Origin of the sequence: Pelagibacterium sp. 26DY04 (genome assembly GCF_031202305.1) — a bacterium.
In the GTDB taxonomy this organism is placed as follows: Bacteria; Pseudomonadota; Alphaproteobacteria; order Rhizobiales; family Devosiaceae; genus Pelagibacterium.
The window spans coordinates 2,430,578-2,454,272 of record NZ_CP101731.1; the positions used below are offsets into that span (position 1 = coordinate 2,430,578).

The window sequence follows — 23,695 nt, forward strand, 5'->3', positions numbered from 1 at the left end:
AATCACAGCACAGGATCGCTGCAGTTCAATTTCGACGCCGAGCCGCTGCCCGAAAACCACCTCGAGTTAGCGGCCGACGCGGTACAGGGCCGCGAAACGGACGGTCCTTTTGCAAGTCTCGCAGCCGCGCACCATGATCGGCGAAACACCATTCGCCCCGCAGCGCTGGTATGTCTGCATCCGCGGCATCAAGGCGAAGGGGACCCCCGACGAATCCGGCACCATCCAGAGCAAGGTGGAGGATTTGTTCGCCCCAAGGGCTGCATCGGGGGTTTATGACGTGGTGGTCATGCTGCGCGGCAACGAGCGCCCTGCGGTTCTCGAGGGTTACGACTCAAGGCTTTGCCGCGACGCGGCATTCCAGCCGTTGCGGGCCTGAATGACCGTCAGGCGCTTTCGCCCTTGTAGCTGACCTCGATCCGGTCGAGCTCGCCCGGCTTCATGGTGTCGAGCCATTTGAGGAAGTCCGAGACGTCCCTGAATCCGGCGCGTTTGGCATCCGCTTCGGTCACCTCGTCGGCGGTAATGGGTGTGATGTCGCCAATCTGCAGCACGCCCACCTTGGTCTTGAGCGTTCCGCCGGGCTTGACGGTCCGCCGCCGCCAGCGCCGGAACTGCAGCGTGATCTCGCCCGATTTGATCTTCTCGAGCACTTCGAGCTTGATGAGCATGTCGGTTGTCCCTCTCAGGAGATTTGGGTCAGGCTGAGGCGAAAGCAAACTGCCGCTTGCAGCCCAGCCTCACCCAAATCTAGTCGGTGCCACCGGCAATCGGCGCGGCATAGGTAAAGTCCAGATCCCAGGGAAAGAAGATCCAGGTGTCCTGGCTCACTTCGGTGATGAAGGTGTCCACCATCTCGCGTCCCTGCGGCTTGGCATAGACCGTGGCGAAATGGGCGTTGGGCAGCATGTCGCGCACCACACGGGCCGTCGCGCCGGTATCGACGAGATCGTCGATGATCAGCAGCTTCTCGCCCGCCGCGTCGGCGGCCAGAAGATCGGAGTTGATCGATTTGAGGATGTTGATCTTTCCCTGGTTCTGATGATCGTAGGATTTGACCGAAACACTCTCGATCACACGGATGTTGAGTTCGCGCGCAATGATCGCCGCCGGCACCAGCCCGCCGCGCGTGATCGCGACGATGGCGTGAAACGGCCCCTCGCTGGTGAGCCGCCAGGCCAGCGCACGCGAATCGCGGTGGAACTGGTCCCAGGAAACGGGGAAGGATTTGTTCTGGGGGGTCATGCGTAGGGTTCCTTGGGCAAAACGATGTTCTTTTGGGCGTGCAGCCGATCCACAAGCGCCTGCACCTCGGCAGTCGCAGCTTCAAGGCGCTCCATGTCATGGCTGCGCATCACCAGAAAGGTCATGACCGACGCATGGCCCATCTGCGGATAGGAGCCGATCTTGACGTCGGGGTAACGCGACTGGATTTCGGCGAGCGGATCACCGATCGCCCCCTCGCCCACTCCGGCCGGCACCGAGCGGCTCTCGACCTTGCGGCCGCCCTTGAGCGTGGGAGCGATGGCTTCGAGCATGGCCTGCATGATCTTGGGTACGCCAGCCATCACATGCACATTGCCGATCCTGAAGCCGGGCGCCGCGGTGACCCCGTTGACGATCAACTCGCCACCCACCGGAACGCGCGCCATGCGCAATCGGGCCGGTGTCGGCTCGGTGCCCATCTCGGCCCACCGCGCTTCGAGCATGGCCCGTGCCTGTTCGTTGATCGGCAGGTCCACCCCGAACGCCTTGGCGATGGCATCGGCGGTGATGTCGTCATGGGTGGGCCCGATGCCGCCGGTGGTGAACACATAGGTATAGCGCTCGCGCACCGCGTTCACCGCCTCGACAATAGCGTCGATCTCGTCGGCAACCACGCGCACCTCGCGCAGTTCGATCCCCAGATCGGTGCAGAACTGGGCAGTGGTCGCAATGTTGACGTCGCGGGTGCGACCGGAAAGAATTTCATCGCCAACGACCACGAGGCCGGCAGTCACTACGGTTTCATTCATGGACACGATGCTCTAGATGAAGCGCCATGGATGCCCTTCCCGCCCCGCAAAATCAAGCAAATCGGTAAGTTATGCACTTTTCCAGTCCTCTGGTGCGCGGAACTCTGGTGAAACGCTACAAGCGTTTCCTGGCCGACGTGATCCTCGAAACCGGAGAGGCGATCACCGCTCACTGCGCCAATCCCGGCGCCATGACCGGGCTCAACATGCCCGGCCTGCCCGTATGGCTCTCAAAGTCCGATGATCCCAAACGCAAGCTCGCCTATTCCCTTGAACTGGTGGAACTCCCGACCGGCATCGTGGGCATCAATACCGCCCACCCCAACCGCATCGTCGCCGAGGCTCTGGCCTCCCGCGCCATTCCCGAGCTCGCCGCCTATGATTGCGTGCGTCCCGAAGTCCGATACGCCGAAAAAAGCCGCGTCGACTTCCTGTTGACCGGCGAGGGCCTGCCCGACTGCTATCTCGAGGTCAAGAACGTCCACCTCGTCCGCGCCGCCGGCCTTGCCGAGTTTCCCGATTCGGTGACCCTGCGCGGCGCCCGCCATCTCGCAGACCTCGCCAGCATGGTCCAGGCCGGCCACCGCGCCGTTATGCTCTACCTCGTCCAGCGCGGCGATTGCACGCGGTTCAGCCTCGCCGCCGACATCGACAAGGCCTATGCCGCCGCCTTAACCTCCGCCCGCGCCGCCGGCGTCGAAGCGCTCTGCTACGCAACGGTGATCAGCAACGAGCAGATCACGCTCGGCGAGCCTCTTCCCATCAGCCATTGAGGCGATTACCTTTCCTCCAGCTCTTGGAGAATCCCATGACCACCTATGTCGAAGCGACAGCCAAGAAAAAGCGCATGCCCGGCGTCATTCCCCTGCACGGGGAAGACGGCTTTGCCGGCATGCGCAAGGCTGGCGCTCTCACCGCCGAAGCGCTCGATCTTCTGACCCCGATGGTCGAACCGGGCGTTCCCACCGCCAAGCTCGACCGCTTCATTTACGAATTTGCCCGCGACAACGGCGCCATGCCGGCAACGCTCAACTATCGCGGCTATCGCTATTCCACCTGCACCTCGATCAACCATGTCGTCTGCCACGGCATGCCGTCCGAGCGCCCCTTGCGCGAGGGCGACATCGTCAACATCGACGTCACCCTGATCGTCGACGGCTGGCACGGGGATTCGAGCCGCATGTATCCGGTGGGCGAGATTTCCCGCAAGGCCGAGCGGCTGATCGAGATCACCTATGAAAGCCTGCGGCTGGGCATAGAAGCCGCCCAGCCCGGCAACACCACCGGCGATATCGGCGCGGCCATCCAGCGCTACGCCGAAGGCGAGCGCGCTTCGGTCGTGCGCGATTTCGTCGGGCACGGCCTGGGCCGTCTGTTCCATGACGAACCCAACATCATGCACTTCGGCAATCCGGGCACCGGTGTGGAACTCAAGCCGGGCATGATCTTCACCATCGAGCCGATGATCAATCTCGGCCGGCCGCAGGTTAAGATCCTCAACGACGGCTGGACCGCCGTGACGCGCGACCGCACGCTTTCGGCCCAGTGCGAGCACTCGATCGGCATCACCGAAACCGGCAACGAGATCTTCACGCTCTCCCCGCGCGGTCTGTTCAACCCATTGGCGGCCCGTCAGAATCGATGACGCGGAAGCGGGGGGCGGCCGAAATGGACGGACTTGCGGAAGCCCGGCCGCATTATCACGGGCATCGCGACCGCCTGCGCGAGCGCTTCGCCAAGGGCGGCGCGGAAGCCTTGCAGGACTACGAACTGCTGGAGTTGCTGCTCTTCCGCCTCCTGCCCCGCCGCGACACCAAGCCCATCGCCAAGGCGATGCTCGACCGCTTCGGCAGTTTCTCCGAAGCCATCGGCGCCCCGCCGCATCTGCTCGAGGAGATCGACGGCCTTGGGCCCACGGCGATCACCGATCTCAAGGTCATCCTCGCGGCCGCCCAGCGCATCGGCAAGGACGCCATCCACAACCGCCCGGTTCTGGGCTCATGGACCGAGGTGATCGATTACTGCAAATCCTCGATGTCCTATGAAACGGTGGAGCAGTTCCGCATCCTGTTCCTGGACAAGAAGAACAAGCTCATCGCCGACGAGGTGCAGCAGACCGGAACCGTCGATCACACGCCGGTCTATCCGCGCGAGGTCATCAAGCGCACGCTGGAGCTTTCCGCCACCGCGCTGATCCTCGTCCACAACCACCCCTCGGGCGATCCCGCACCGTCCTCGGCCGACGTGCAGATGACCCGCCAGATCGCCGATATCGCCCGCCCGCTCGGCATTACGGTGCACGACCACATCATCGTGGGCAAATCCACCCACACATCATTGCGCGGCATGAAATTGTTTTGATTGCAACGGCTTGAGGCGCTTGGCGGAATCCACCGCTCAACCGAGGACCGATAGCCGCCTCACCCGAACTGGTTCAGCACCTCGAAATTGGCCTGCATCCAGAAGGCCAGCCGCGTGAAATTACCGGTGAGAAACAGGATGCCCACAACGACGAGCAGCGCCCCCATCACCTTTTCGACGGTTTCGAGGTGCTTCTTGAAGCCATCGAAAAACGATAGGAATGGTCCCAGTGCCAGAGCGGCCAGAATGAACGGCACGCCAAGTCCCGCCGAATAGACCGCCAGCAGCCCCGCCCCTTCCCAGGCTGTCTGCTGATTGGCCGCCACGGTCAGGATCGCCGCCAGCACCGGGCCGATGCACGGCGTCCAGCCGATGGCGAACGCCAGCCCGAGCAGGAAGCCTCCGAGCGGTCCGCTGGCCATCTTCGGCCCCTCCAGCCGGAACTGGCGATACAGCCAGGAAATCCGGAAGATTCCGAGAAAATGCAGCCCCATGACGATGATGACGATGCCCGCCAGGGGCATCAGCACCGGCAGCGCGCGGCGCAGCGCTTGCCCGAAGAACGTCGCTGTGGCGCCGAACGCGATAAAGACCAAGGAAAAACCGAGCACGAAGGCGAGCGCGGTGATCGCCGTCCGCCCGTAAAGCCTGCCGCCGGCCACCCCTTCCTCGCGCAGCCGCTCGAAGGTCGCGCCAGACATATAGGTGAGATAGGCCGGCACCAGAGGCAGCACGCAGGGGCTAAGGAAACTCAGTATCCCCGCCCCGAACACCACCGGCAATTCGAATCCGAACATAACTGCTCCCGCGTCAAAGCTGGCCGCACTTCTATCGGGTTGAGCGGAATCCGCAATGCGTAGCCCGGTCGCATCGCGGCTAAGTGAATCCATACGCACCGATAGCCCATCCCTCTCCCGCCCTGTAATCTGGCCACGAGGGAGAATCGCATGCACATCGTCTTGCTCACGGCCATTGCCATGGTTGCGTTCGCAGCCAATTCCGTGCTCGCGCGCCTTGCCCTCTCCTCCGACTCCATCGATGCGCTGAGCTACACCGGCATCCGCCTCGCCTCCGGCGCGCTTCTCCTCTTCGCTATGGTCCAGTTCAGCAGACGCAACGGCAGCCTCCGCCCCTTGGGCGGCAGTTGGGCGGGAGCCGCCGCCCTATTTTCCTATGCCATCGCCTTTTCCGTTGCCTACCTCATGGTAGGCGCGGGCATGGGCGCTTTGATCCTTTTTGCCAGCGTCCAGATGTCCATGCTCGGTTGGGCGATAGCCAAGGGAGACCGGCCCGGCGCCCTCGAATGGCTCGGCATCGGACTGGCCATCGCCGCGCTCGCTTATCTGGTTTTCCCCGGCCTCACGGCGCCCAGTCCCTTGGGCGCCTTACTCATGGCGATAGCGGGCGCCGCCTGGGCCGCCTATTCCCTCATCGGACGCGGCTCGAAATCGCCCCTTATCGACACCGCCGGCAATTTCATCCGCTGCCTGCCCCTCGCTCTTCTTCTTCTCGCACTCGGATTGGCAGCGGCAACGCCCTCGGCCCCAGGCATTCTTTACGCCGTGCTTTCAGGCGCCATTGCCTCGGGCCTCGGCTATGCTGTCTGGTATCTCGCCCTGCCCCGCCTCTCCCGCATCACCGCCTCCACCGTGCAGCTCACGGTGCCGGCAATCGCTGCGCTGGGCGGGGTGCTGCTGCTCGCCGAACCGATCACTCTGCGCCTTGCCCTTGCCTCTGCGGGCATCCTCGGCGGCGTCGCTCTGGCCCTTTTCGCCGCCGAGCGCCGCAAACGCTGAGGATTTAGACCTTTGGGGACTGGGATTCCTCGCCCGCGCATACTAAGAAGCGCCCAACCCACCGGCAGCGCGGAACTCATCATGGTCCATCCCATCAAGATCGCCCCCTCGATCCTTTCAGCCGATTTCGCCCGCTTGGGCGAGGAAGTCCGCGCCATCGACGAAGCTGGCTGCGACTGGGTGCATGTGGATGTCATGGACGGCCATTTCGTCCCCAACATCACCATCGGCCCGCTGATCGTCGAGGCCATCCGCCCGGTAACAAAGAAGATCCTCGACGTGCACCTGATGATCGCCCCGGCCGATCCCTATCTCGAAGCCTTTGCCAAGGCTGGCGCCGATATCATCACCATTCACGCCGAAGCCGGCCCGCATCTCGACCGCTCGCTCCAGGCCATCAAGGCTTTGGGCAAGAAGGCCGGCGTCGCGCTCAATCCGGCAACACCGGTTTCGACCATCCAGCACGTCCTTGATAAGCTCGACCTTATATTGATCATGAGTGTTAATCCCGGCTTCGGCGGGCAGGCTTTCATCCACGAGGCAATCAGCAAGGTGCGCGACGCCAACACGCTTATCGGCGATCGCCCCATCGAGATCGAGGTGGATGGCGGCGTCGATCCCACCAATGCCGGCAAGCTGGCCGCTGCCGGCGCAACGGCCCTGGTTGCCGGTTCGGCTATCTATAAAGGCAACGATCCGGCCACCTACGCCGCGCGCATCGAGGCCATTCGCGACGCCGCTGCTGCAACGACCTGAATCAATTTCTGAACCAACGGACCCTAAGCCAATGATCCCGCGTTATTCCCGCCCCCAGATGGTCGATATCTGGTCTCCCGAGACCAAGTACAAAATCTGGTTCGAGATCGAGGCACATGCGGCGACCGCTCAGGCCAGGCTCGGCGTTATTCCGGCCGAAGCTGCCGAAGTGGTTTGGGCCAAGGGCAAGGATGCCAAGTTCGATGTCGATCGCATCGACGAGATCGAGCGCGAGGTGAAGCATGATGTCATCGCGTTCTTGACCCATCTCGCTGAGATCGTCGGCCCCGAAGCGCGGTTCGTACATCAGGGCATGACCTCGTCCGACGTGCTCGACACCACGCTCTCGGTCCAGCTCTCGCGTGCCGCCGACCTGCTGCTGGCCGATCTCGACGCCCTGCTCGCAGCGCTCAAGAAGCGCGCCTATGAGCACAAGGACACGATCACCATTGGCCGCAGCCACGGCATCCATGCCGAACCCACCACCTTCGGGGTCAAGCTCGCCCAGGCCTACGCCGAATTCTCCCGTTGCCGCGAGAGGCTGGTCAATGCGCGGGCAGAAATCGCCACCTGCGCCATCTCCGGCGCCGTGGGCAGCTTCGCCAATATCGACCCCTCGGTTGAGGAATATGTCGCCGAACAGATGGGCCTTGCCGTCGAGCCTGTCTCGACCCAGGTGATCCCGCGCGACCGTCACGCCATGTATTTCGCGACCCTCGGCGTCATCGCCTCGTCCATCGAGCGCCTCGCCGTCGAAATCCGCCATTTGCAGCGCACCGAAGTGCTCGAGGCCGAGGAATATTTCTCCAAGGGCCAGAAGGGCTCATCGGCCATGCCGCACAAGCGCAACCCGGTGCTGACCGAAAACCTCACCGGCCTCGCCCGCCTGGTGCGCGGCATGGTAACCCCCGCGCTCGAAAACGTCGCCCTCTGGCACGAACGCGACATCTCCCACTCCTCGGTCGAGCGCATGATCGGCCCCGACGCCACCGTGACGCTGGATTTCGCGCTGGCGCGCTTGACCAACGTCATCGAAAACCTGGTCGTCTACCCCGAGAACATGAAGGCCAACATGGACAAGCTCGGCGGCCTCCACAATTCCCAGCGCTTCCTTCTGGCGCTGACCCAGGCCGGCATGAGCCGCGAGGAAAGCTATTCGGCCGTCCAGCGCAACGCCATGAAAGTCTGGCGCGGCGAAGGCGCCTTCCCCGACTTTTTGAAGGCCGATCCGGAAGTCTCCGCAAAGCTCACCGACGAGCAAATCGACGCCAGCTTCGACGACGCCTATCATTTGAAGCACGTCGACACCATTTTCCGCCGGGTGTTCGGCGAGTAGCGACAGAGAGTTCCGCGCTCGCCGCCAGCTCAGCGCCTGCCTTATCCCCATCCCACCAAGGCAGAAGGACTCTTTTTACACCGCCCGAGTTCATGCCGAAGCGCTGCCAAATCTACCCTTCTCCCCTTGAGGGAGAAGGTGGGCCGGCGAAGCCGGGTCGGATGAGGGGTGCGCTGAGCTCCAACAATCCCAAGGCGCCGTGGATATGCCGAGCCCCCTCCACCAAGGGAGAAGGGCTCTTGAGGCATACCCTGAGAGAAGCCCGGAACCCCATGCTCGCCTTGGCCCAAAATCCTGCGCTAGCGTTTGCCCCTCTTACCCTTCTCCCCTGGTGGGAGACTTCGAGCCGTCTGGCCAATCGTGCCGGTGGCCCGATTGGAGGTGAGAAGGCCATGAGAGCGGAGCGTGCCCTTCGCGAAGGCGGGGGCTCGAATGGCAGCCCCGAAGGGGCGGATGAGGGGGCGCTGAGCTTGCGAAAAGAACCGCCGTGAGCACTCCTTGCCCTACCGATACTCCCACCACCCCGGCCGCGGAGGCGTAGCACGCTCCAGACCAATATCGTTTCTAAGCGTATCGGGCACCGCCTGGGGCCGTTTCGTCCGTCCGGGTCGGCGTCTGATCCAGCCGACCACGGCCTCGATCCTGCTGCCCTTGTTCCCCTCTGCCGGGATTGCGGTCCAGTCCACCATCTCATCGTCCTCCGTTGGAACAAGAACATAACAGCAACATGATGACATTTTGTGTCAGCAGTGATCGGCCCTTGCGCCGGCCTCCGAAATCCCCCAAGTAAGCGAGCTATGAAAACCGCCGACGCCGACATCCTCATCGTTCCCGGGTTGGGCCATTCCGGCCCCGGGCACTGGCAGCACCGCTGGGTCGAAAAGATTCGCAACGCCCGCTTCGTCGAACAGGACGAGTGGGACGCGCCCACGCTCGCCGGCTGGCTTGAAACGCTTCAGCGTGAGATCATGATGGCCACCCGGCCCGTGGTGCTCGTCGGCCATTCGCTTGGCGTCCACGCCATCGTCGCGGCCAGCCAGACGCTCACCGACACCAAGGTCAAGGCCGCCTTCCTCGTCGCCCCGCCCGATGTGGACGAGCATCCCGATGTGCCCGCCGAAACCTCGCCCTTTCGCGGCCTGCCGCGCGACCCGCTGAAATTCCCCTCCATGCTGGTGGCGTCCGCCAATGACCCCTATTGCACCGTGGAACGTGCCGCCGAATTCGCTTCCTGCTGGGGTTCGGATTTCCACATCGCCGGCGATGCCGGCCACATCAACGTCGAATCCGGCCACGGCCCCTGGCCCGAGGGCCTGTTGATGTTCACCCGCCTGATGAGCCGGATTTAACGCTACGCCTCAAATGGCGGCCGTTCGGTCATGATCGTATCGATCAGCCCCCACTCCATTCCCTCTTCCGCCGTCATGAACCGGTCGCGGTCCAGCGTTCGCTCGACCTCCTCGTAGCTCCGCCCGCAATGCTTGGCGTAAAGCTCGATCAGCCGCTTCTTGGTCCGCTCCATCTCGCCTGCATGGATCAGCATGTCGGTCGTCTGACCCTGATAGCCGCCGAGCGGCTGATGCACGTGCAGGCTCGCATTGGGCAGCGCCGCGCGATAGCCCGGCTCCCCCGCCATGAGCAGGAACGAGCCCATCGATCGCGCCGTCCCCATGCACAGCGTATGCACCGGCGCGCGGATGAATTGCATGGTGTCGTACATGGCGAGCCCGCTCGTCACCACGCCGCCATAGGAGTTGACGTACATCTGGATCGGCTTTTTCGAGTTCTCGCCCTCCAGAAACAGAAGCTGCGCGCACACCAGCGCCGCCATATCGTCATTGACCTCGCCATTGACGAAAACGATCCGCTCGCGCAGCAGCCGCGAATAGATATCGAAAGCGCGCTCGCCGCGCTGGGACTGCTCGACCACCATGGGGACGAGTTGCATCGCGTCGCGCATGGGCGACCCTCCATTGCCTTGTTTCGATTTTAGTAGGGTGTGTTGAGATTCAGATCGGCACACCCTAAGCCGCCAGCATCACCGTATCGTTGGCGTTCGCCGGCGCCGGTCTCATCTGCTGGACGATCCCCAGCCGCGTTCCGCCCCGTCCATCGGCGGTGACCGAGAAGGTCACCACGCTCTCTTCATGCGGCGGCAGGGCATCGCGCATGCGATAGCTCACCGCGCTTCCCTCCTCCACCGCCACCGGTTCCTCCTGGGCAAGGTCGGTGCCCGGCAGCCAGCGCTCGCGATATTGCGCGATGGATACCGCCCGCCACACCTTTTCCGGCGGCGCGTCGAAGGTAAATTCCATGTCGATCTCGTCGCTCACTGGTCCATCTCCTTCAAAACCTCACCCAGATCGGCCATGCGCGCCGGCCAATAAGCCCGATACCGCGCCAGCCACCGCCCGATCCGCCCGACCCCTTCGGGGTCGACCTCGTAGTTGACGAACCGCCCTTCCCGCTCCTGCCGCACCAATCCGGCACCGACCAGCACGCCCAGATGCTGGCTCATCGCCGGCTGGCTGATGCCAAAGCCCTCCCGCAGGGCGCTCGCGTTGCGGCTGCCATTGGCAAGCTTCTCAAAAATCGCCCGCCGCGTCGGGTCGGACAGGGCCCTGAAGATCGAATCGTCATCCATGCAAACAGATAAGCATACACTTATCTGTCATGCAACAAAAAACCCCGCGGTTAAAGCGCGGGGTTAAAATCGCCGTGTAAAGGCTCAGATTTCCGCCAGAATCTCGCGGCGCGCCTGAATGTCGAACTCGGCAATCTTGGCCTCGACGGCGTTCGCGTCCACCGAAACGCCCTTGGCTTCGAAATCGGCCATGATCTTGCGCACCACGTCCCCATGCCCGCCTTCGACCATGTCGGCCGCGATCACTTCGGCGACGTAATTGGCGATCTCGTCGGCGTTCTCGACGCCCATCTGCGCGCTCGCCCAATGGGCCAGGTGCTTGTTGCGGCGCGCTTCGGCCTTGAACCGCAGCGATGCGTCATGGGCGAACTTGGCTTCCTCGCCTTTTTCGCGTTCGTCGAATGAAGACATGTCGATCCCTCAGCCTGATTGGGTTATCCAGTCCCCCAAATATGCGGTTCGGCTTGCGAAATCAACGTGCGAGCGCGCCGTGCCCCTTCCCCGTAAACCCTTTTGGATGGTTTTTGCGCAACAGGGGGCGGAATCGCTATATGTAGGTGCCGTGCGTGGCCCCGCGTCCCATGAAAGGGCTTGCATTGGCCACCCAAAAAGGCGCATGAGTGCGCCCAATTCCGATCCCGCTTAACCGCGCGAAACTCTACGGGGATACCCGCGAAATGAACCGTCGTCGCAAGATCTATGAAGGCAAGGCAAAGGTGCTCTACGAGGGTCCCGAGCCCGGCACCCTGATCCAGCACTTCAAGGACGACGCCACCGCCGGCAATGGCGCCAAGCACGAGATCATCGACGGCAAGGGCGTGCTCAACAATCGGATTTCCGAGTTCATCTTCACCAAGCTCAACCAGCTCGGCATCCCCACCCATTTCGTGCGCCGCATCAACATGCGCGAGCAGTTGATCCGCGAGGTCGAGATCATTCCGATCGAGGTGGTGGTCCGCAACGTCGCCGCCGGCTCGCTCTGCAAGCGGCTGGGCCTTGAATCGGGCACCCAGCTCCCCCGCTCGATCATCGAATTCTATTACAAGGACGATGCCCTGGGCGATCCCATGGTTTCCGAAGAGCACATCACCGCCTTCGGCTGGGCCACTCCCCAGGAGCTCGACGACATCATGGCGCTGGCCGTGCGGGTCAACGATTTCCTCACCGGCCTGTTCATGGGCGTCGGCATCCAGCTCGTCGATTTCAAGATCGAATGCGGCCGCCTCTATGAGGGCGATCTGATGCGCATCGTTCTTGCCGACGAGCTCTCGCCCGACAATTGCCGCCTGTGGGACATCAAGACCCGCAACAAGCTCGACAAGGACCGCTTCCGCGAGGATCTCGGCGGCCTGGTCGATGCCTATCGCGAAGTCGCCCAGCGCCTGGGCATTCTTGTGGAGGCCGACAACGCGCTGACCACCGGCCCGCGCCTCGTGCAATAATGAAATCAACTGCCCGCCTGGCCACGAAAGGCACGTTGTGTGGACAGTCAGGTCAGGGCGAAGCGAAAATGGTGACGGAGAGAACCGGAACGGAGCGTACTTGAGTACGTGAGTACCGGAAGCGCAGAAAGGCGCCATTTGCAGCCAGCCATCACCTGAATGTCCACACAACCGAACGGATCGTTATGAAAGCTCGTGTTATCGTCACTTTGAAGAACGGTGTGCTCGACCCGCAGGGTCAGGCCATCGAAGGCTCCCTCGAAGGTCTTGGTTTTGCCGGCGTCGAGTCTGTCCGCCAGGGCAAGGTGTTCGATCTGGAACTTTCGGCCACCGATGCCGTTACCGCCAAAGCAGAAATCGAGAGGATGTGCGAGAAGCTTCTCGCCAATACCGTGATCGAAAATTTCGCTGTAGAGATTATCGGTTAACCTCTCCCATTTAACTTAACTTTTGCACAAATTGCGTGCGTGAGCGCGCTCTTGGAGTATGTCCTGAAATGCTGAAGACCGTATCCCTTTCGGCCCTGTTCTTTCTCGCCCTGGGCGTGATGATCGCAGCCTACGGCACCGTGCCGGTGGTCTGAGACAAAACTGATTCCTCGCCCCTCCAGGCGGAGAAAAAGGCCGGATTTTCCATCCGGCCTTTTCGCGTTTTTAACCACGCTTTCAATTCCGCCCGTCCGTTAATCACGCCGCACCGGCAATCCGGCTAGGATCGCCCCTGATTTCTCGCTTTGGGGGACGCGAACATGACCGGCTCTGCCGAAAAACGCCACGCCTGGGTCGATGTGGCCAAGGGCATCTCCATCATCCTCGTGGTGATGATGCATTCGACCTATGGGGTCGGCGAAGCCACCGAGCGGGTTGGCTTCATGCATTATGTGCTGGGCTTTGCCACTCCATTCCGCATGCCGGAGTTCTTCCTGGTCTCGGGCCTGTTCCTCTCGGCCGTCATCGCCCGGCCCTGGCTGCATTTCGCCGATCGCCGCGTGGTCCATTATCTCTATTTCTATGCCCTTTGGGCCGTGATCCTCATCGGCTTCAAGCACCTGCTGATCGATCGCGATCCCGCCGGGGCGGCAGCGCTTCTGGCGAGCGCGATTTACGAACCCTATTCCATCCTGTGGTTCATCTATGCGCTCGCCGTCTATGGACTGATCGCCAAGCTGCTTTATCACCTGCGCGCCCCGCACATTCCCGTGCTGCTCGTCGCCGCGGCGGTCTCCATCGCCCCGATCGCCACGCCGGTCTCGATCGTCAATTACGTCGCCGAGTATTTCGTTTATTTCTACGCCGGCTACGCCCTTGCCTCGGCCATCTTCGATTTCGCCGGCAAAGTCGAAGCCCGGCCCGGTCTTGCCCTGCTCGGCCTGGCCGCGTGGGCAGTGCTCAATGCCGTTCTGGTCTTTTCGCCCGGCCATTCGGTGACCTATGGCGTGGTCACCAGCGGCGCCGCTCACATTCCCGGCGCCAATTTCGTGATGGCCATGGCCGGCGCCCTGGCCATCTGCGCGGCCTCGGTCCTCCTCGCCCGCCTTGCCGGGTTCCACTGGCTGCGCTGGATCGGCGCTCATTCCATCGTCATCTATCTCAGCTTCGTCATTCCCATGGGCAGCTTCCGCACGGTCCTGCTCGCGATGATGCCGAATATCGACGCCGGCCTTGCCAGCCTTGCGACACTGATCGTCTCGGTGGTCAGCCCGATCATCGTCTACTGGATCATCAGCCGTATCGGCTTCGGCAAGTTCCTCTTCGAGCGCCCCTCCTGGGCCCACCTCCCCGGCGCCCCCGGCAGCCGATGGGCAGGCCGTCCGGTCCCCGCCCCTGCGGAGTGAGCGCATCGCCAGAATTCACTCTACCGTTACCTCTCTCGCAGCACCGGAAATCTTGCGGATTGTCGGGTCACGCCCGACCATGATGAGGAGGGATTGGGGATGACGGAGAGAAAGAAGTTCTTGCCGCAACCCTTGCCCGGCACCCTTCTCCCCTTGAGGGAGAAGGTGGGCTTTCGCTGAAAGCGAAAGGTCGGATGAGGGTGCGCAGAGCTGCCGCAAACCCGGTTCTCAAAACGTGTCTCCACCCCTCCCCCTCGCCATCTTCGGGCCCGCCAGGCTTCCCGCACCTCATCGGAAGAGTGTCCACACCTCCAGCCCAGGCACCGCTCACCCGCGCAAAATCGCGCACTTCCCAGATTCCCCTTGCAATTTGATCCCAGAATCCCGACAAGCGGCCAATCCGGCACAGCCCCACATTCGAGAGTGAGACCCCGCGCGATGAAGTCCGCAGTCGTTGTCTTTCCCGGCCTCAACCGCGAGCGCGACATGGTCGCCGCGCTCGAAAAGATCGGCGGCACCAAGCCGGCCGTCGTTTGGCACAAGGACGCCGAGCTTCCCGATGTCGATCTCATCGTCATTCCCGGCGGCTTTTCCTATGGCGATTATCTTCGCGCCGGCGCCATCGCCGCCCGCTCGCCCATGATGGACGTGATCCGTGAGCGCGCCGAAAAGGGTGTCCATGTTCTGGGCGTCTGCAACGGCTTCCAGATTCTGACCGAAGCCGGCCTTCTCCCTGGTGTCCTGATGCGCAACGCTTCGCTCAAATTCGTCTGCCGCGAAGTCAAGCTCGAGATCGCCAACGCCAACACGCCCTTTTCCAAGCGCTACGGCCAGGGCGAGGTGATCCGTTGCCCCGTCGCTCACCATGACGGCAATTATTTCGCCGAGCCCGACACCCTCAAATCCATCGAGGACAACGGGCAGGTCGTATTCCGCTACACCGCCGAAACCAATCCCAACGGTTCGATCAACAACATTGCCGGCATCACCAATGCCAAGGGCAATGTCCTGGGCATGATGCCCCACCCGGAAAACCTCATCGAGCCCGCTCATGGCGGCGAGGACGGCAAGGGTATTTTCTCGGGACTTCTCGGTTAAGCGGACCTATGCCTCCCGCCCATAAGAGCTAAGGGCGGCGCCTGTTCTTTAGGAGTATTTTTCATGCATAAGCCCCTCGCTCTCCTCGGTCTTATCCTCGGCGCTGCCGCCCTGGTGCTCCAACTGGTCGTCGCCGTTTCGGCCGGCGGTGCGGAGGCGGCAATCGGCTACGTGACCTCGCTCCTGGTCATTGCCAATCTGCTCGCGGTTCTCGTCTATGCTGGCGAACTCACCAATGCGGCAGCGCTCTCGGCCTTCCGCACCAAGGGCATGCAGGGCATGACCGCGACCGCCATGGCCTTTGCCATGCTGTTCTACCATCTCGTTGCGGCCGACCAGCTCCACCCCGAAGGCTTGGCGCTCATCTCCAACGTGGCTCTCGGCTATGTCGCCCCGACGCTTTTCGTCTCGTACTGGATGGTTTATCTCACCACCGGTTCGCTGCGCCTGCACCACGTCGCGCCTTGGCTGCTGTTCCCGGCCCTTTTCATTTGCTGGACCCTGCTGCTCGGCACCGTCACCGGCATCTATGCCTATGACGTTCTCAACGTTGCCGCCGATGGCTGGGGCGCCGTTGCCATCAACTATCTCACCTTCATCGCTGCGTTCCTGATGCTTTCGGTCTTTGCCGTCGGGTTCGACACCGAAAAGAAGCCCACGCCCGACCACGCACCGCAGCACTGATTGCCGATCACCGCCCCCATGACCCTTCGCAACGATATCGAAATCACGCCCGACCTCGTCGCCAGCCACGGGCTCAAGCCCGACGAGTACCAGAAGATCCTGGACCTCATCGGCCGGGTGCCGACCTTCACCGAGCTCGGCATCTTCTCGGCCATGTGGAACGAGCACTGCTCGTACAAGAGCTCGAAGAAATGGCTCAAGACGCTGCCCACCAAGGGCCCGCGCGTCATCCAGGGTCCGGGCGAGAATGCCGGCGTCGTTGATATCGGGGATGGCCAGGCGGTCGTCTTCAAGATGGAATCCCACAATCACCCGAGCTTCATCGAACCCTATCAGGGCGCGGCGACCGGCGTGGGCGGCATCCTGCGCGACGTCTTCACCATGGGCGCCCGGCCCGTCGCGGCCATGAACGCGCTGCGCTTCGGTGAACCGGACCACGAAAAGACCAAACACCTCGTTTCCGGCGTCGTCGCTGGCGTCGGCGGCTATGGCAATTCCTTCGGCGTGCCCACCGTCGGCGGCGAGGTCCAGTTCGACGCCCGCTATAACGGCAACATCCTCGTCAACGCCTTTGCGGCGGGCTTGGCCGATGCCGACAAGATCTTCTATTCCAAGGCCGAAGGCGTCGGCCTTCCCGTCGTCTATCTCGGCGCCAAGACCGGCCGCGACGGCGTCGGCGGCGCGACCATGGCCTCGGCCGAATTCGGTGACGACATCGAGGAAAAACGCCCCACCGTTCAGGTCGGTGACCCCTTCACCGAAAAGCGCCTGCTCGAAGCCTGTCTCGAGCTGATGGCCACCGGCGCGGTCATCGCCATCCAGGACATGGGCGCGGCGGGCCTCACCTGCTCGGCGGTCGAAATGGGCGCCAAGGGTGATCTCGGCATCGAGCTCAATCTCGACGCCGTCCCGGTCCGCGAAGAGCGCATGACGCCCTATGAGATGATGCTCTCCGAGTCCCAGGAGCGCATGCTCATGGTCCTTCACCCCGAAAAGGAAGCCGAAGCCCGCGCCGTCTTCGAAAAGTGGGAGCTCGACTTCGCCACCGTCGGCAAGACCACCGACGACCTCCGCTTCCGCGTGCTCTTCCAGGGCGAGGAAGTCGCCAACCTGCCCATCAAGGAGCTGGGCGACGAGGCCCCCGAATACGACCGCCCCTGGGTCGCGCCCACGCCCCCTGCCCCGCTCGATCCGGCCACCATCCCGGATGGCGATATCGCCGATGCTCTGCTGAAGCTCCTGGGCTCGGCCAACCACTCCTCGCGCCGCTGGGTCTATGAGCAGTACGACACGCTCATCCAGGGCAACTCGCTCCAGACCCCCGGCGGGGATTCCGGCGTCATCCGCGTCGAAGGCCACCCCACCAAGGCCCTGTCCTTCTCCTCCGACGTCAACCCGCGCTATTGCGAAGCCGACCCCTATGAGGGCGGCAAGCAGGCCGTCGCCGAATGCTGGCGCAACCTCATCGCCACCGGCGCCGAACCGCTGGCTGCCACCGACAATCTCAATTTCGGCAACCCCGAACGCCCCGAGATCATGGGCCAGATCGTCCACGCCATCAAAGGCATCGGCGAAGCCTGCACGGCGCTCGAGTTCCCCATCGTTTCGGGCAACGTCTCGCTCTACAACGAGACCAACGGCCGGGGCATCCTGCCCACCCCCACCATCGCCGGCGTTGGCCTCATCGAAGACCATGCCAAAATGGCCCGCTCCGGCTTCACCCGCCAGGGCGACGCCATCGTTCTGATCGGCGCGCCGGAGGGCTGGGGCACCCATCTCGGCCAATCCGCATATCTGCGTGACGTGCTCGGCCGCCGCGAGGGCACCGCCCCCCATGTCGATCTCGATCACGAGAAGAAGACCGGCCTCTACGTTCTTTCCCTTATCCGTTCCGGTCGTGTCGCCTCGGTTCACGACCTTTCGGACGGCGGATTGGCGCTCGCGCTCGCCGAATGTTCAATCAAGGGCTCAATCGGCGCTTCAATACAGGCAATATCACCCTCAACACAGGCAGCATGGTTCGGTGAGGATCAGGGCCGCTACATCGTCACGGCATCGCGTGAAGAAGCCGAAAAGATCGTCGCCGACTCGCCGGTTTCCGCCGTCGTGATCGGGGTTACCGGCGGCGACACCTTGACCTTGGGAGAAACAAAACCCATATCCATCAAGGATTTGCGCGATGCCTACGAAGGCTGGTTTCCAGCCTTCATGGGCAGTACAATCAACTGACAGCCACAAGAAGCGGAGCCTCACCATGGCCATGGATGCCGCCGAAATCGAAAGCCTCATCAAGGCCGCGATTCCCGACGCCAAAGTCGAGATCCGCGACCTCGCCGGCGACGGTGACCACTACTCTGCCAGCGTGGTCTCAGAGGCGTTCCGGGGCAAGTCGCGGGTGCAGCAACATCAGCTCGTTTATCAAGCCCTTAAGGGCGACATGGGCGGCAAATTGCACGCCCTCGCCCTGCAAACCAGCGCTCCGGACTGAGCCAATGACTCTCCGCGACAGCCTCGATCTCATCAAGGCCGTCAATCCCGAAGGCGGATATGCCGTTCTCGAGCACGAGATCCTCGCCGAGCGCGCGTCCTCGTTGAGCGCTGCCGAACAGCGCGTCGCCAAGACGGTTGCCGCTTACAATCATTCAGAAAAAACTGAGCGCACCCAAGAACTTATGGCGGCGCAAAAGGCTGTCTGGGCCTATTTCGTCCAGCGCGAACTCTGCGGCTTCAAGCGCCACCAGGACGTGATCGCCGCCTTCGCCATTCCCCGCGAAGTGCTCAATGGCCTGGGCGCGATGCGTTCCTAGCAACGACTTATCCACGCGCTGTGCGGACCCGTTATAGTCCCCGCATTGGCCTCGACATCGCCCCGATCATCCCCTATCTATCGGGAAAAGCCGATAAACGCCCTCCCGCCGGGCCGAAAGGACAAATTCAGATGAGCGACATCGCCAATTTCATCGATGAGCAGGTCAAGTCCAACGACGTCTTCCTGTTCATGAAGGGCACCCCCGATTTCCCGCAATGCGGCTTCTCGGGCCAGGTGGTCCAGATTCTCAACTATCTCGGCGTCGACTACAATTCGGCCAATGTGCTCGAAAGCGACGATCTTCGCCAGGGCATCAAGGATTACTCCAACTGGCCGACCATTCCCCAGCTCTATGTCAAGGGCGAGTTCGTGGGCGGTTGCGACATCATCCGCGAGATGTTCCAGGCCGGCGAGTTGCAGACTCACTTCGAGCAGGCCGGCATTCCGGTCAAGCAGACCGCCTGATCCGCTTTTGAGGTTCGTGCAAAGGCCCGCGCACCGCGCGGGCCTTTGCTATTCCGGCCCATCATCAATCCCTTTGATAGCTGGTATTTTGCTTTTTCGTTTTGCGGCGTATGCTGGACGCTCTATCGTCATCCGACGATCACTCGGAAACTCCGACCATGTCAGCCATCACCTCCCCCCGTCCCGCCGCCCTGCCGGTGCCATTGCCGGTGATCATCATCGCCGGGTGTTTCATCGCCATGGTGACGTTCGGAGCACGCTCCTCGTCGGGCCTGTTCCTGCTGCCAATGACCGAGGACCTCGGCTGGTCGCGCGAAGGTTTCGCCATGGCCCTCGCCATACAGAATCTCGTCTGGGGCATCACCCAGCCGTTTGCGGGGGGCTTTGCCGATAAATTCGGCACTGGACGCACGCTCGCCATCGGTGCGGTGGTCTATGCCGCCGGCCTGTTCCTATGGTCGGTCACACCGACCGAAAGCCTGTTCATGCTCACCGGCGGCGTCCTCATGGGCGTCGGCATCGGCACGGCATCGTTCGGCATCGTTATGGCCGCCTTCGGCCGCGTGGTTCCCCAGGAAAAGCGCTCCTTCGTCTTCGGTATCGCCACGGCTGCTTCATCGGGCGGCCAGTTCGTCTTCGCCCCGCTGGGCCAGGCGTTTATTTCCAATTTCGGCTGGCAGATGGCATTGGTCTATCTCGGCCTGATCATCCTGATGGTCGTACCGCTCTCGACCATGCTGCGCGGCCGCACCAACAGCGCGCCGGGCGAAGCGGATATGCCCTTCATGCAGGCGCTCGCCAAGGCCATGGGGCATGGCTCCTATCGCCTGCTGGTCATCGGTTTCTTCGTCTGCGGCTTCCACCTGGCCTTCATCACCGTCCATTTCCCGGCCTTCCTCGTCCAATGCGGTTTGACGCCGGAAGCCAGTTCCTGGGCCTTGGGGCTGATCGGGCTGTTCAACGTCGCCGGCTCGCTGCTCGCTGGCTGGCTGGGCGATCGTCTACCCAAGCAGATCCTCCTCTCGGTGATCTATCTCCTTCGCGCCATCGGCACCGCAGCATTCCTTTTGCTGCCCATCACCGAGGTGAGTGCCTATATCTACGCCGCGACGCTCGGCATGCTTTGGCTGGCCACCGTGCCGCTGACGGCCGGGCTGGTCAGCCTGTTCTTCGGCCCACGCTATATGGGCATGCTCTATGGGGTAGCATTCCTCTCGCACCAGATCGGCTCATTCTTCGGCGTCTGGCTGGGCGGAGTATCCTTTGACATGACAGGTTCATACGATCTTGTTTGGTATCTGGGTATCCTCATCGGCCTCTTCTCGGCTGCCATACACATCCCGATCAAGGAAGTCCGCGCCCCGGCATTCATCGCACCGCAGGCACCTTCTATCGCCTGATGACGATTTAGGGGTTGCCAAAACCATTATTGGGGTTCAAGTTTTAGCCACAAGGCCGGGCCACGAGTCCCGGCCTTGCTATTTCAAGGTATTCCCATGACGACCACAGTTTCAGCGACCCGGGATATTTCCCGGCCCGAATTCATTGCCCTCATTGCAGGCTTGATGGCGCTCAATGCGCTTGCGATCGACGTCATGCTTCCCGCCCTGCCCTATATGGGCGAGGCCTTGGGCGTCATGAACGAGAATGACCGCCATTTCGTGCTGACGGCCTATATGCTCGGCTTTGGCGTCGCCCAATTGGCTTTCGGTCCGCTCTCAGACCGCTTCGGTCGCCGCGCGCCCCTGCTCATCGGTATGGGTGTCTATATCGTGGCGGCGTTCGCAGCCGTGTTCTCTCCCAATTTTGCAACGCTCCTGGCCCTTCGATTCGTGCAGGGCCTTGGTGCCGCTGGTACGCGCGTGATTGCGACCTCGGTGGTCCGTGACAAATTCGGCGGTCGCGCGATGGCAGAGGTCATGTCGCTGGTCTTCATGGTGTTCATGATCATCCCGGTGATCGCCCCGGCCATCGGCCAGGTGATCCTGTTGACCGGGCCGTGGGAATACATCTTCCTGTTCATGGGTGGCCTGGGGCTCGTCATCACCGCCTGGGCCTTCATGCGCCTGCCTGAAACGCTCGCTGAAGAGAACCGCCGCCCCCTGAGCCCGGCTGTCGTTCTGGATGGTTTCCGCATCGTTCTGACCAACCGCATGGCCATCATGTACGGGCTGGCCGGCACCTTCATTTTTGGCGCGCTGTTCGGGTTCATCAACACGTCCCAGCAGATCTATGTGGACGTCTATGGCCTCGGAGCCCTCTTTCCGCTCGCCTTCGCCTTTCAGGCTTCGCTGATGTCGGTTTCGTCCTACACGAACTCGCGCATGGTGCGCCGCGTCGGCATGCGCCGGCTGAGTCACACAGCCATTCTGGTGTTCACCGCCATGAGCGGGCTGTGGCTGCTCCTGGCGCTTACGGTTCCCATGCCGCTCTGGCTGTTCATGACGCTTTTGTGCGTCATTATGTTCATGTTCGGCTGGACGGCCTCGAACATGAACTCGCTCTCCATGGAACCGCTCGGCTCGGTCGCCGGGACGGCCTCTTCGGTCTTTGGCTTCATCCAGACCGTGGGCGGCGCCATTCTGGGCACCATTACCGGCAGCTTTTTCAACGGCACCATCGTGCCTATCGCGGCGGGCTATTTCGTTATGGGCCTGCTCGCCATCGGCTGCGTGCTGATTGCTGAAAACGGAAAGCTGTTCGGCGTGGGCGAGGAATACAAGGACGGCCCGCCCGCCGACGTACACTAAAACGCCGCTCCGGCGCTAAATCGTAAAGACCTCGCGCCGGAGTTCATCCCAGCACTGTTGATCCGAGGCGATCAGAAGTCCGCCCGTCAGATGGGTGGGCTTATAGGCCGAACCGTCGAAATGGGCGACATAGGCTCCCGCCTCTTCCATCATCAGCGTTCCCGCCGCGTGGTCCCAGGGCATCAGCCGGTTGTACATCAGGAAGTCCAGACTACCGCCTGCCCCGAGCCGATACTCGTGCCCCGCACAGCGATACGCGGCCAGCGTGTGGATCTTGGCGAGATTGGACAGGATCGCCGGGCGCTGGTCGGGATCGATATAGGATACCGATGCCGTCCCTGCCATCTCCGCCAATGGCGTGGGCTCGGCGAATTTCTGCCGCACCATCCGGCCGTCAGGAAAAACCTGAAAGCATCCGCAGCCGCGCTCGGTCATGATCCAATCGTCACCGATCGGATCGTAAATCACTCCGGCGACCGTCTCGCCCTTCTGCACCACCGCCGCCATTACCGCGAATAGCGGCAACCCGGCGGCAAAATTCCAGGTGCCGTCGACGGGATCGACATAGATCACCGTCTCGTTCTCGTAATGGGTTTCCAAGAGCTTGGGATTGGCCGCTACCGCCTCTTCGCCGATCACCACCATATGCGGTGCGGCCGCGTTGATCGCCGCCGTGATGACACGTTCAGCCCCTTCGTCGGCCTCGGTCACCAGATCGTGCACATGCGATTTGGTGCGGATTGAGCCGTCATCGAGCTTGCGGAAGCGCGGCATGATTTCGGTCTTGGCGGCTTCACGCAAGATTGCGGTGAGGCGATCGATATTCATTTGCCCTGCTCCCCCGCAGCAAGAGCCGCGAAATCGAACAGTCGCGGATCGAGCATATGACTTGGATTGATGTTGCCAAGCGCGCGGATCATCACATCCTTGCGCCCCGGCATCTTGCGTTCGAAATCCTCAAGCATCGCCTTCATGGCGTTGCGCTGCAGGCCGTCCTGGCTGCCGCAGAGGTCACAGGGGATGATGGGAAACGCCAGCGCCTCGGCGAATTTGGCGAGATCGGCTTCGGCGCAAAGCGCCAGCGGCCGCAACACCTCGACGTCCCCCTCGTCATTGAGCAGCTTGGGCGGCATGGCCGCAAGCTTGCCCCCATGAAAGAAGTTCATGAAGAAGGTCTCGAGAATATCCTCGCGGTGGTGGCCCAGAACCAGCGCCGAGCACCCCTCTTCCCGCGCGATCCTATAGAGATGCCCGCGCCGCAGCCGCGAACACAGCGAGCAGTAGGTCGCGCCTTGAGGCAGCTTGTCGGTAACGATCGAATAGGTGTCCTGATATTCGATGCGATGCGCAATGCCGTTGCGGTTGAGGAAATCGGGCAGGATGTGCTTGGGAAAGCCCGGCTGTCCCTGATCCAGATTGCAAGCGAGGATCTCGACGGGCAGCAGTCCGCGCCATTGAAGATCCATCAGCACTGCGAGCAGCCCATAACTGTCCTTGCCGCCGGAGAGCGCCACGAGCCATTTGGCCCCGGGCTTGACCATGCCGTAGGTGTCGAGTGTCTCGCGCACCTGGCGGATCAGCCGCTTCCGCAATTTGTTGAATTCGACGCTTCCCGGCGCATTCCGCAGTAGCGCTGGACAGGACTCGTCGATTTCGGCGATCGGTTCGGCAATGCTCATCTCAACACCCTTCATGCTCCGGCCAG

The 23,695-nt window shown here is 62.3% G+C and carries 29 protein-coding genes; 19 read left to right on the forward strand and 10 right to left on the reverse strand.

The window, feature by feature from the left end:
- Positions 1-109 precede the first annotated feature (109 nt).
- Complete coding sequence (locus NO932_RS12070; protein ID WP_309207574.1) at positions 110-379, forward strand: hypothetical protein; 270 nt, start codon at positions 110-112, stop codon at positions 377-379.
- 7 nt (positions 380-386) lie between these two features.
- Here the strand turns inward: NO932_RS12070 and NO932_RS12075 are convergent, their stop codons facing one another.
- The 3 genes from NO932_RS12075 to NO932_RS12085 all read right to left on the reverse strand — a co-directional run bounded on the left by NO932_RS12075 (position 387) and on the right by NO932_RS12085 (position 2,015).
- The gene (locus tag NO932_RS12075; RefSeq protein ID WP_309207575.1) at positions 387-671 is read right to left on the reverse strand and encodes a hypothetical protein; all 285 of its coding nucleotides are present in this window, start codon (positions 669-671) and stop codon (positions 387-389) included.
- A 79-nt stretch (positions 672-750) separates the two neighbouring features.
- Entirely contained in the window at positions 751-1,245 is a 495-nt protein-coding gene (gene gpt, locus NO932_RS12080) for a xanthine phosphoribosyltransferase (RefSeq protein ID WP_309160740.1), read from the reverse strand.
- Positions 1,242-2,015 carry a competence/damage-inducible protein A gene (locus NO932_RS12085; RefSeq protein WP_309207576.1) on the reverse strand — a complete coding sequence of 258 codons (774 nt, stop codon included), beginning with the start codon at positions 2,013-2,015 and terminating at the stop codon, positions 1,242-1,244. The genes gpt and NO932_RS12085 overlap by 4 nt, the downstream gene beginning before the upstream one ends.
- A 71-nt stretch (positions 2,016-2,086) precedes the next feature.
- Here NO932_RS12085 and sfsA point away from each other — a divergent pair, with 71 nt between their 5' ends.
- The 3 genes from sfsA to radC are packed head-to-tail and all read left to right on the forward strand — an operon-like array spanning position 2,087 to position 4,376.
- Complete coding sequence (gene sfsA / locus NO932_RS12090; protein ID WP_309207577.1) at positions 2,087-2,788, forward strand: DNA/RNA nuclease SfsA; 702 nt, start codon at positions 2,087-2,089, stop codon at positions 2,786-2,788.
- Between the two features lie 35 nt (positions 2,789-2,823).
- The gene (gene map / locus NO932_RS12095) at positions 2,824-3,660 is read left to right on the forward strand and encodes a type I methionyl aminopeptidase (protein ID WP_309207578.1); all 837 of its coding nucleotides are present in this window, start codon (positions 2,824-2,826) and stop codon (positions 3,658-3,660) included.
- Between the two features lie 23 nt (positions 3,661-3,683).
- Positions 3,684-4,376 carry a DNA repair protein RadC gene (gene radC, locus NO932_RS12100; protein ID WP_309207580.1) on the forward strand — a complete coding sequence of 231 codons (693 nt, stop codon included), beginning with the start codon at positions 3,684-3,686 and terminating at the stop codon, positions 4,374-4,376.
- 59 nt (positions 4,377-4,435) lie between these two features.
- On the opposite strand, the gene NO932_RS12105 is transcribed toward radC, so the two are convergent.
- Positions 4,436-5,173: a cytochrome c biogenesis protein CcdA gene (locus NO932_RS12105; protein WP_309207581.1), complete on the reverse strand. Its 738-nt coding sequence runs from the start codon at positions 5,171-5,173 to the stop codon at positions 4,436-4,438.
- Between the two features lie 150 nt (positions 5,174-5,323).
- Between NO932_RS12105 and NO932_RS12110 the strand changes: the two genes are divergently transcribed.
- The 4 genes from NO932_RS12110 to NO932_RS12125 all read left to right on the forward strand — a co-directional run bounded on the left by NO932_RS12110 (position 5,324) and on the right by NO932_RS12125 (position 9,613).
- Positions 5,324-6,172 carry a DMT family transporter gene (locus NO932_RS12110; RefSeq protein ID WP_309207582.1) on the forward strand — a complete coding sequence of 283 codons (849 nt, stop codon included), beginning with the start codon at positions 5,324-5,326 and terminating at the stop codon, positions 6,170-6,172.
- A gap of 81 nt (positions 6,173-6,253) precedes the next feature.
- Positions 6,254-6,928 carry a ribulose-phosphate 3-epimerase gene (gene rpe / locus NO932_RS12115; protein WP_309160733.1) on the forward strand — a complete coding sequence of 225 codons (675 nt, stop codon included), beginning with the start codon at positions 6,254-6,256 and terminating at the stop codon, positions 6,926-6,928.
- A gap of 31 nt (positions 6,929-6,959) precedes the next feature.
- Entirely contained in the window at positions 6,960-8,264 is a 1,305-nt protein-coding gene (gene purB / locus NO932_RS12120) for an adenylosuccinate lyase (RefSeq protein WP_309207583.1), read from the forward strand.
- A gap of 797 nt (positions 8,265-9,061) precedes the next feature.
- Complete coding sequence (locus tag NO932_RS12125) at positions 9,062-9,613, forward strand: alpha/beta hydrolase (protein ID WP_309207585.1); 552 nt, start codon at positions 9,062-9,064, stop codon at positions 9,611-9,613.
- A 2-nt stretch (positions 9,614-9,615) separates the two neighbouring features.
- On the opposite strand, the gene NO932_RS12130 is transcribed toward NO932_RS12125, so the two are convergent.
- The 4 genes from NO932_RS12130 to NO932_RS12145 all read right to left on the reverse strand — a co-directional run bounded on the left by NO932_RS12130 (position 9,616) and on the right by NO932_RS12145 (position 11,319).
- Entirely contained in the window at positions 9,616-10,224 is a 609-nt protein-coding gene (locus tag NO932_RS12130) for an ATP-dependent Clp protease proteolytic subunit (protein WP_309207586.1), read from the reverse strand.
- 64 nt (positions 10,225-10,288) lie between these two features.
- On the reverse strand, positions 10,289-10,597 hold the full coding sequence (locus NO932_RS12135) for a hypothetical protein (RefSeq protein ID WP_309207587.1): 309 nt from the start codon (positions 10,595-10,597) through the stop codon (positions 10,289-10,291).
- A complete protein-coding gene (locus NO932_RS12140; RefSeq protein ID WP_309207588.1) occupies positions 10,594-10,908 on the reverse strand; it encodes a metalloregulator ArsR/SmtB family transcription factor in 315 nt (104 codons plus the stop codon). The genes NO932_RS12135 and NO932_RS12140 overlap by 4 nt, the downstream gene beginning before the upstream one ends.
- A gap of 84 nt (positions 10,909-10,992) precedes the next feature.
- On the reverse strand, positions 10,993-11,319 hold the full coding sequence (locus NO932_RS12145) for a DUF1476 domain-containing protein (protein WP_309207589.1): 327 nt from the start codon (positions 11,317-11,319) through the stop codon (positions 10,993-10,995).
- A 266-nt stretch (positions 11,320-11,585) separates the two neighbouring features.
- On the opposite strand from NO932_RS12145, the gene purC reads away from it, so the two are divergent.
- The 11 genes from purC to NO932_RS12200 all read left to right on the forward strand — a co-directional run bounded on the left by purC (position 11,586) and on the right by NO932_RS12200 (position 21,990).
- The gene (gene purC, locus NO932_RS12150; RefSeq protein ID WP_309160725.1) at positions 11,586-12,350 is read left to right on the forward strand and encodes a phosphoribosylaminoimidazolesuccinocarboxamide synthase; all 765 of its coding nucleotides are present in this window, start codon (positions 11,586-11,588) and stop codon (positions 12,348-12,350) included.
- A gap of 185 nt (positions 12,351-12,535) precedes the next feature.
- Positions 12,536-12,778 (forward strand): phosphoribosylformylglycinamidine synthase subunit PurS, encoded by a 243-nt coding sequence (gene purS, locus NO932_RS12155; protein WP_309160724.1) that lies wholly within the window; start codon positions 12,536-12,538, stop codon positions 12,776-12,778.
- Between the two features lie 320 nt (positions 12,779-13,098).
- Positions 13,099-14,184 carry an acyltransferase family protein gene (locus tag NO932_RS12160; protein ID WP_309207590.1) on the forward strand — a complete coding sequence of 362 codons (1,086 nt, stop codon included), beginning with the start codon at positions 13,099-13,101 and terminating at the stop codon, positions 14,182-14,184.
- Positions 14,185-14,622: 438 nt separating this feature from the next.
- A complete protein-coding gene (purQ, locus tag NO932_RS12165) occupies positions 14,623-15,282 on the forward strand; it encodes a phosphoribosylformylglycinamidine synthase subunit PurQ (protein WP_309207591.1) in 660 nt (219 codons plus the stop codon).
- Positions 15,283-15,345: 63 nt separating this feature from the next.
- Positions 15,346-15,966: a Pr6Pr family membrane protein gene (locus NO932_RS12170; RefSeq protein ID WP_309207592.1), complete on the forward strand. Its 621-nt coding sequence runs from the start codon at positions 15,346-15,348 to the stop codon at positions 15,964-15,966.
- A gap of 18 nt (positions 15,967-15,984) precedes the next feature.
- The gene (gene purL / locus NO932_RS12175) at positions 15,985-18,195 is read left to right on the forward strand and encodes a phosphoribosylformylglycinamidine synthase subunit PurL (protein ID WP_309207593.1); all 2,211 of its coding nucleotides are present in this window, start codon (positions 15,985-15,987) and stop codon (positions 18,193-18,195) included.
- A 25-nt stretch (positions 18,196-18,220) separates the two neighbouring features.
- Entirely contained in the window at positions 18,221-18,454 is a 234-nt protein-coding gene (locus NO932_RS12180) for a BolA family transcriptional regulator (protein ID WP_309160719.1), read from the forward strand.
- A 4-nt stretch (positions 18,455-18,458) separates the two neighbouring features.
- Positions 18,459-18,773 (forward strand): DUF6665 family protein, encoded by a 315-nt coding sequence (locus NO932_RS12185; protein WP_309160718.1) that lies wholly within the window; start codon positions 18,459-18,461, stop codon positions 18,771-18,773.
- A gap of 131 nt (positions 18,774-18,904) precedes the next feature.
- Entirely contained in the window at positions 18,905-19,240 is a 336-nt protein-coding gene (grxD, locus tag NO932_RS12190) for a Grx4 family monothiol glutaredoxin (protein ID WP_309160717.1), read from the forward strand.
- Between the two features lie 158 nt (positions 19,241-19,398).
- Positions 19,399-20,640, forward strand: a complete 1,242-nt coding sequence (locus NO932_RS12195; protein WP_309207594.1) for an MFS transporter — start codon at positions 19,399-19,401, stop codon at positions 20,638-20,640.
- A gap of 96 nt (positions 20,641-20,736) precedes the next feature.
- Positions 20,737-21,990, forward strand: a complete 1,254-nt coding sequence (locus tag NO932_RS12200) for a multidrug effflux MFS transporter (RefSeq protein ID WP_309207595.1) — start codon at positions 20,737-20,739, stop codon at positions 21,988-21,990.
- Between the two features lie 15 nt (positions 21,991-22,005).
- On the opposite strand, the gene NO932_RS12205 is transcribed toward NO932_RS12200, so the two are convergent.
- Both NO932_RS12205 and ttcA read right to left on the reverse strand, forming a co-directional pair.
- The gene (locus NO932_RS12205; protein WP_309207596.1) at positions 22,006-22,818 is read right to left on the reverse strand and encodes an inositol monophosphatase family protein; all 813 of its coding nucleotides are present in this window, start codon (positions 22,816-22,818) and stop codon (positions 22,006-22,008) included.
- A complete protein-coding gene (gene ttcA, locus NO932_RS12210) occupies positions 22,815-23,669 on the reverse strand; it encodes a tRNA 2-thiocytidine(32) synthetase TtcA (RefSeq protein WP_309207597.1) in 855 nt (284 codons plus the stop codon). Before ttcA ends, NO932_RS12205 begins: the two co-directional genes overlap by 4 nt.
- Between the last annotated feature and the right edge of the window lie 26 nt (positions 23,670-23,695).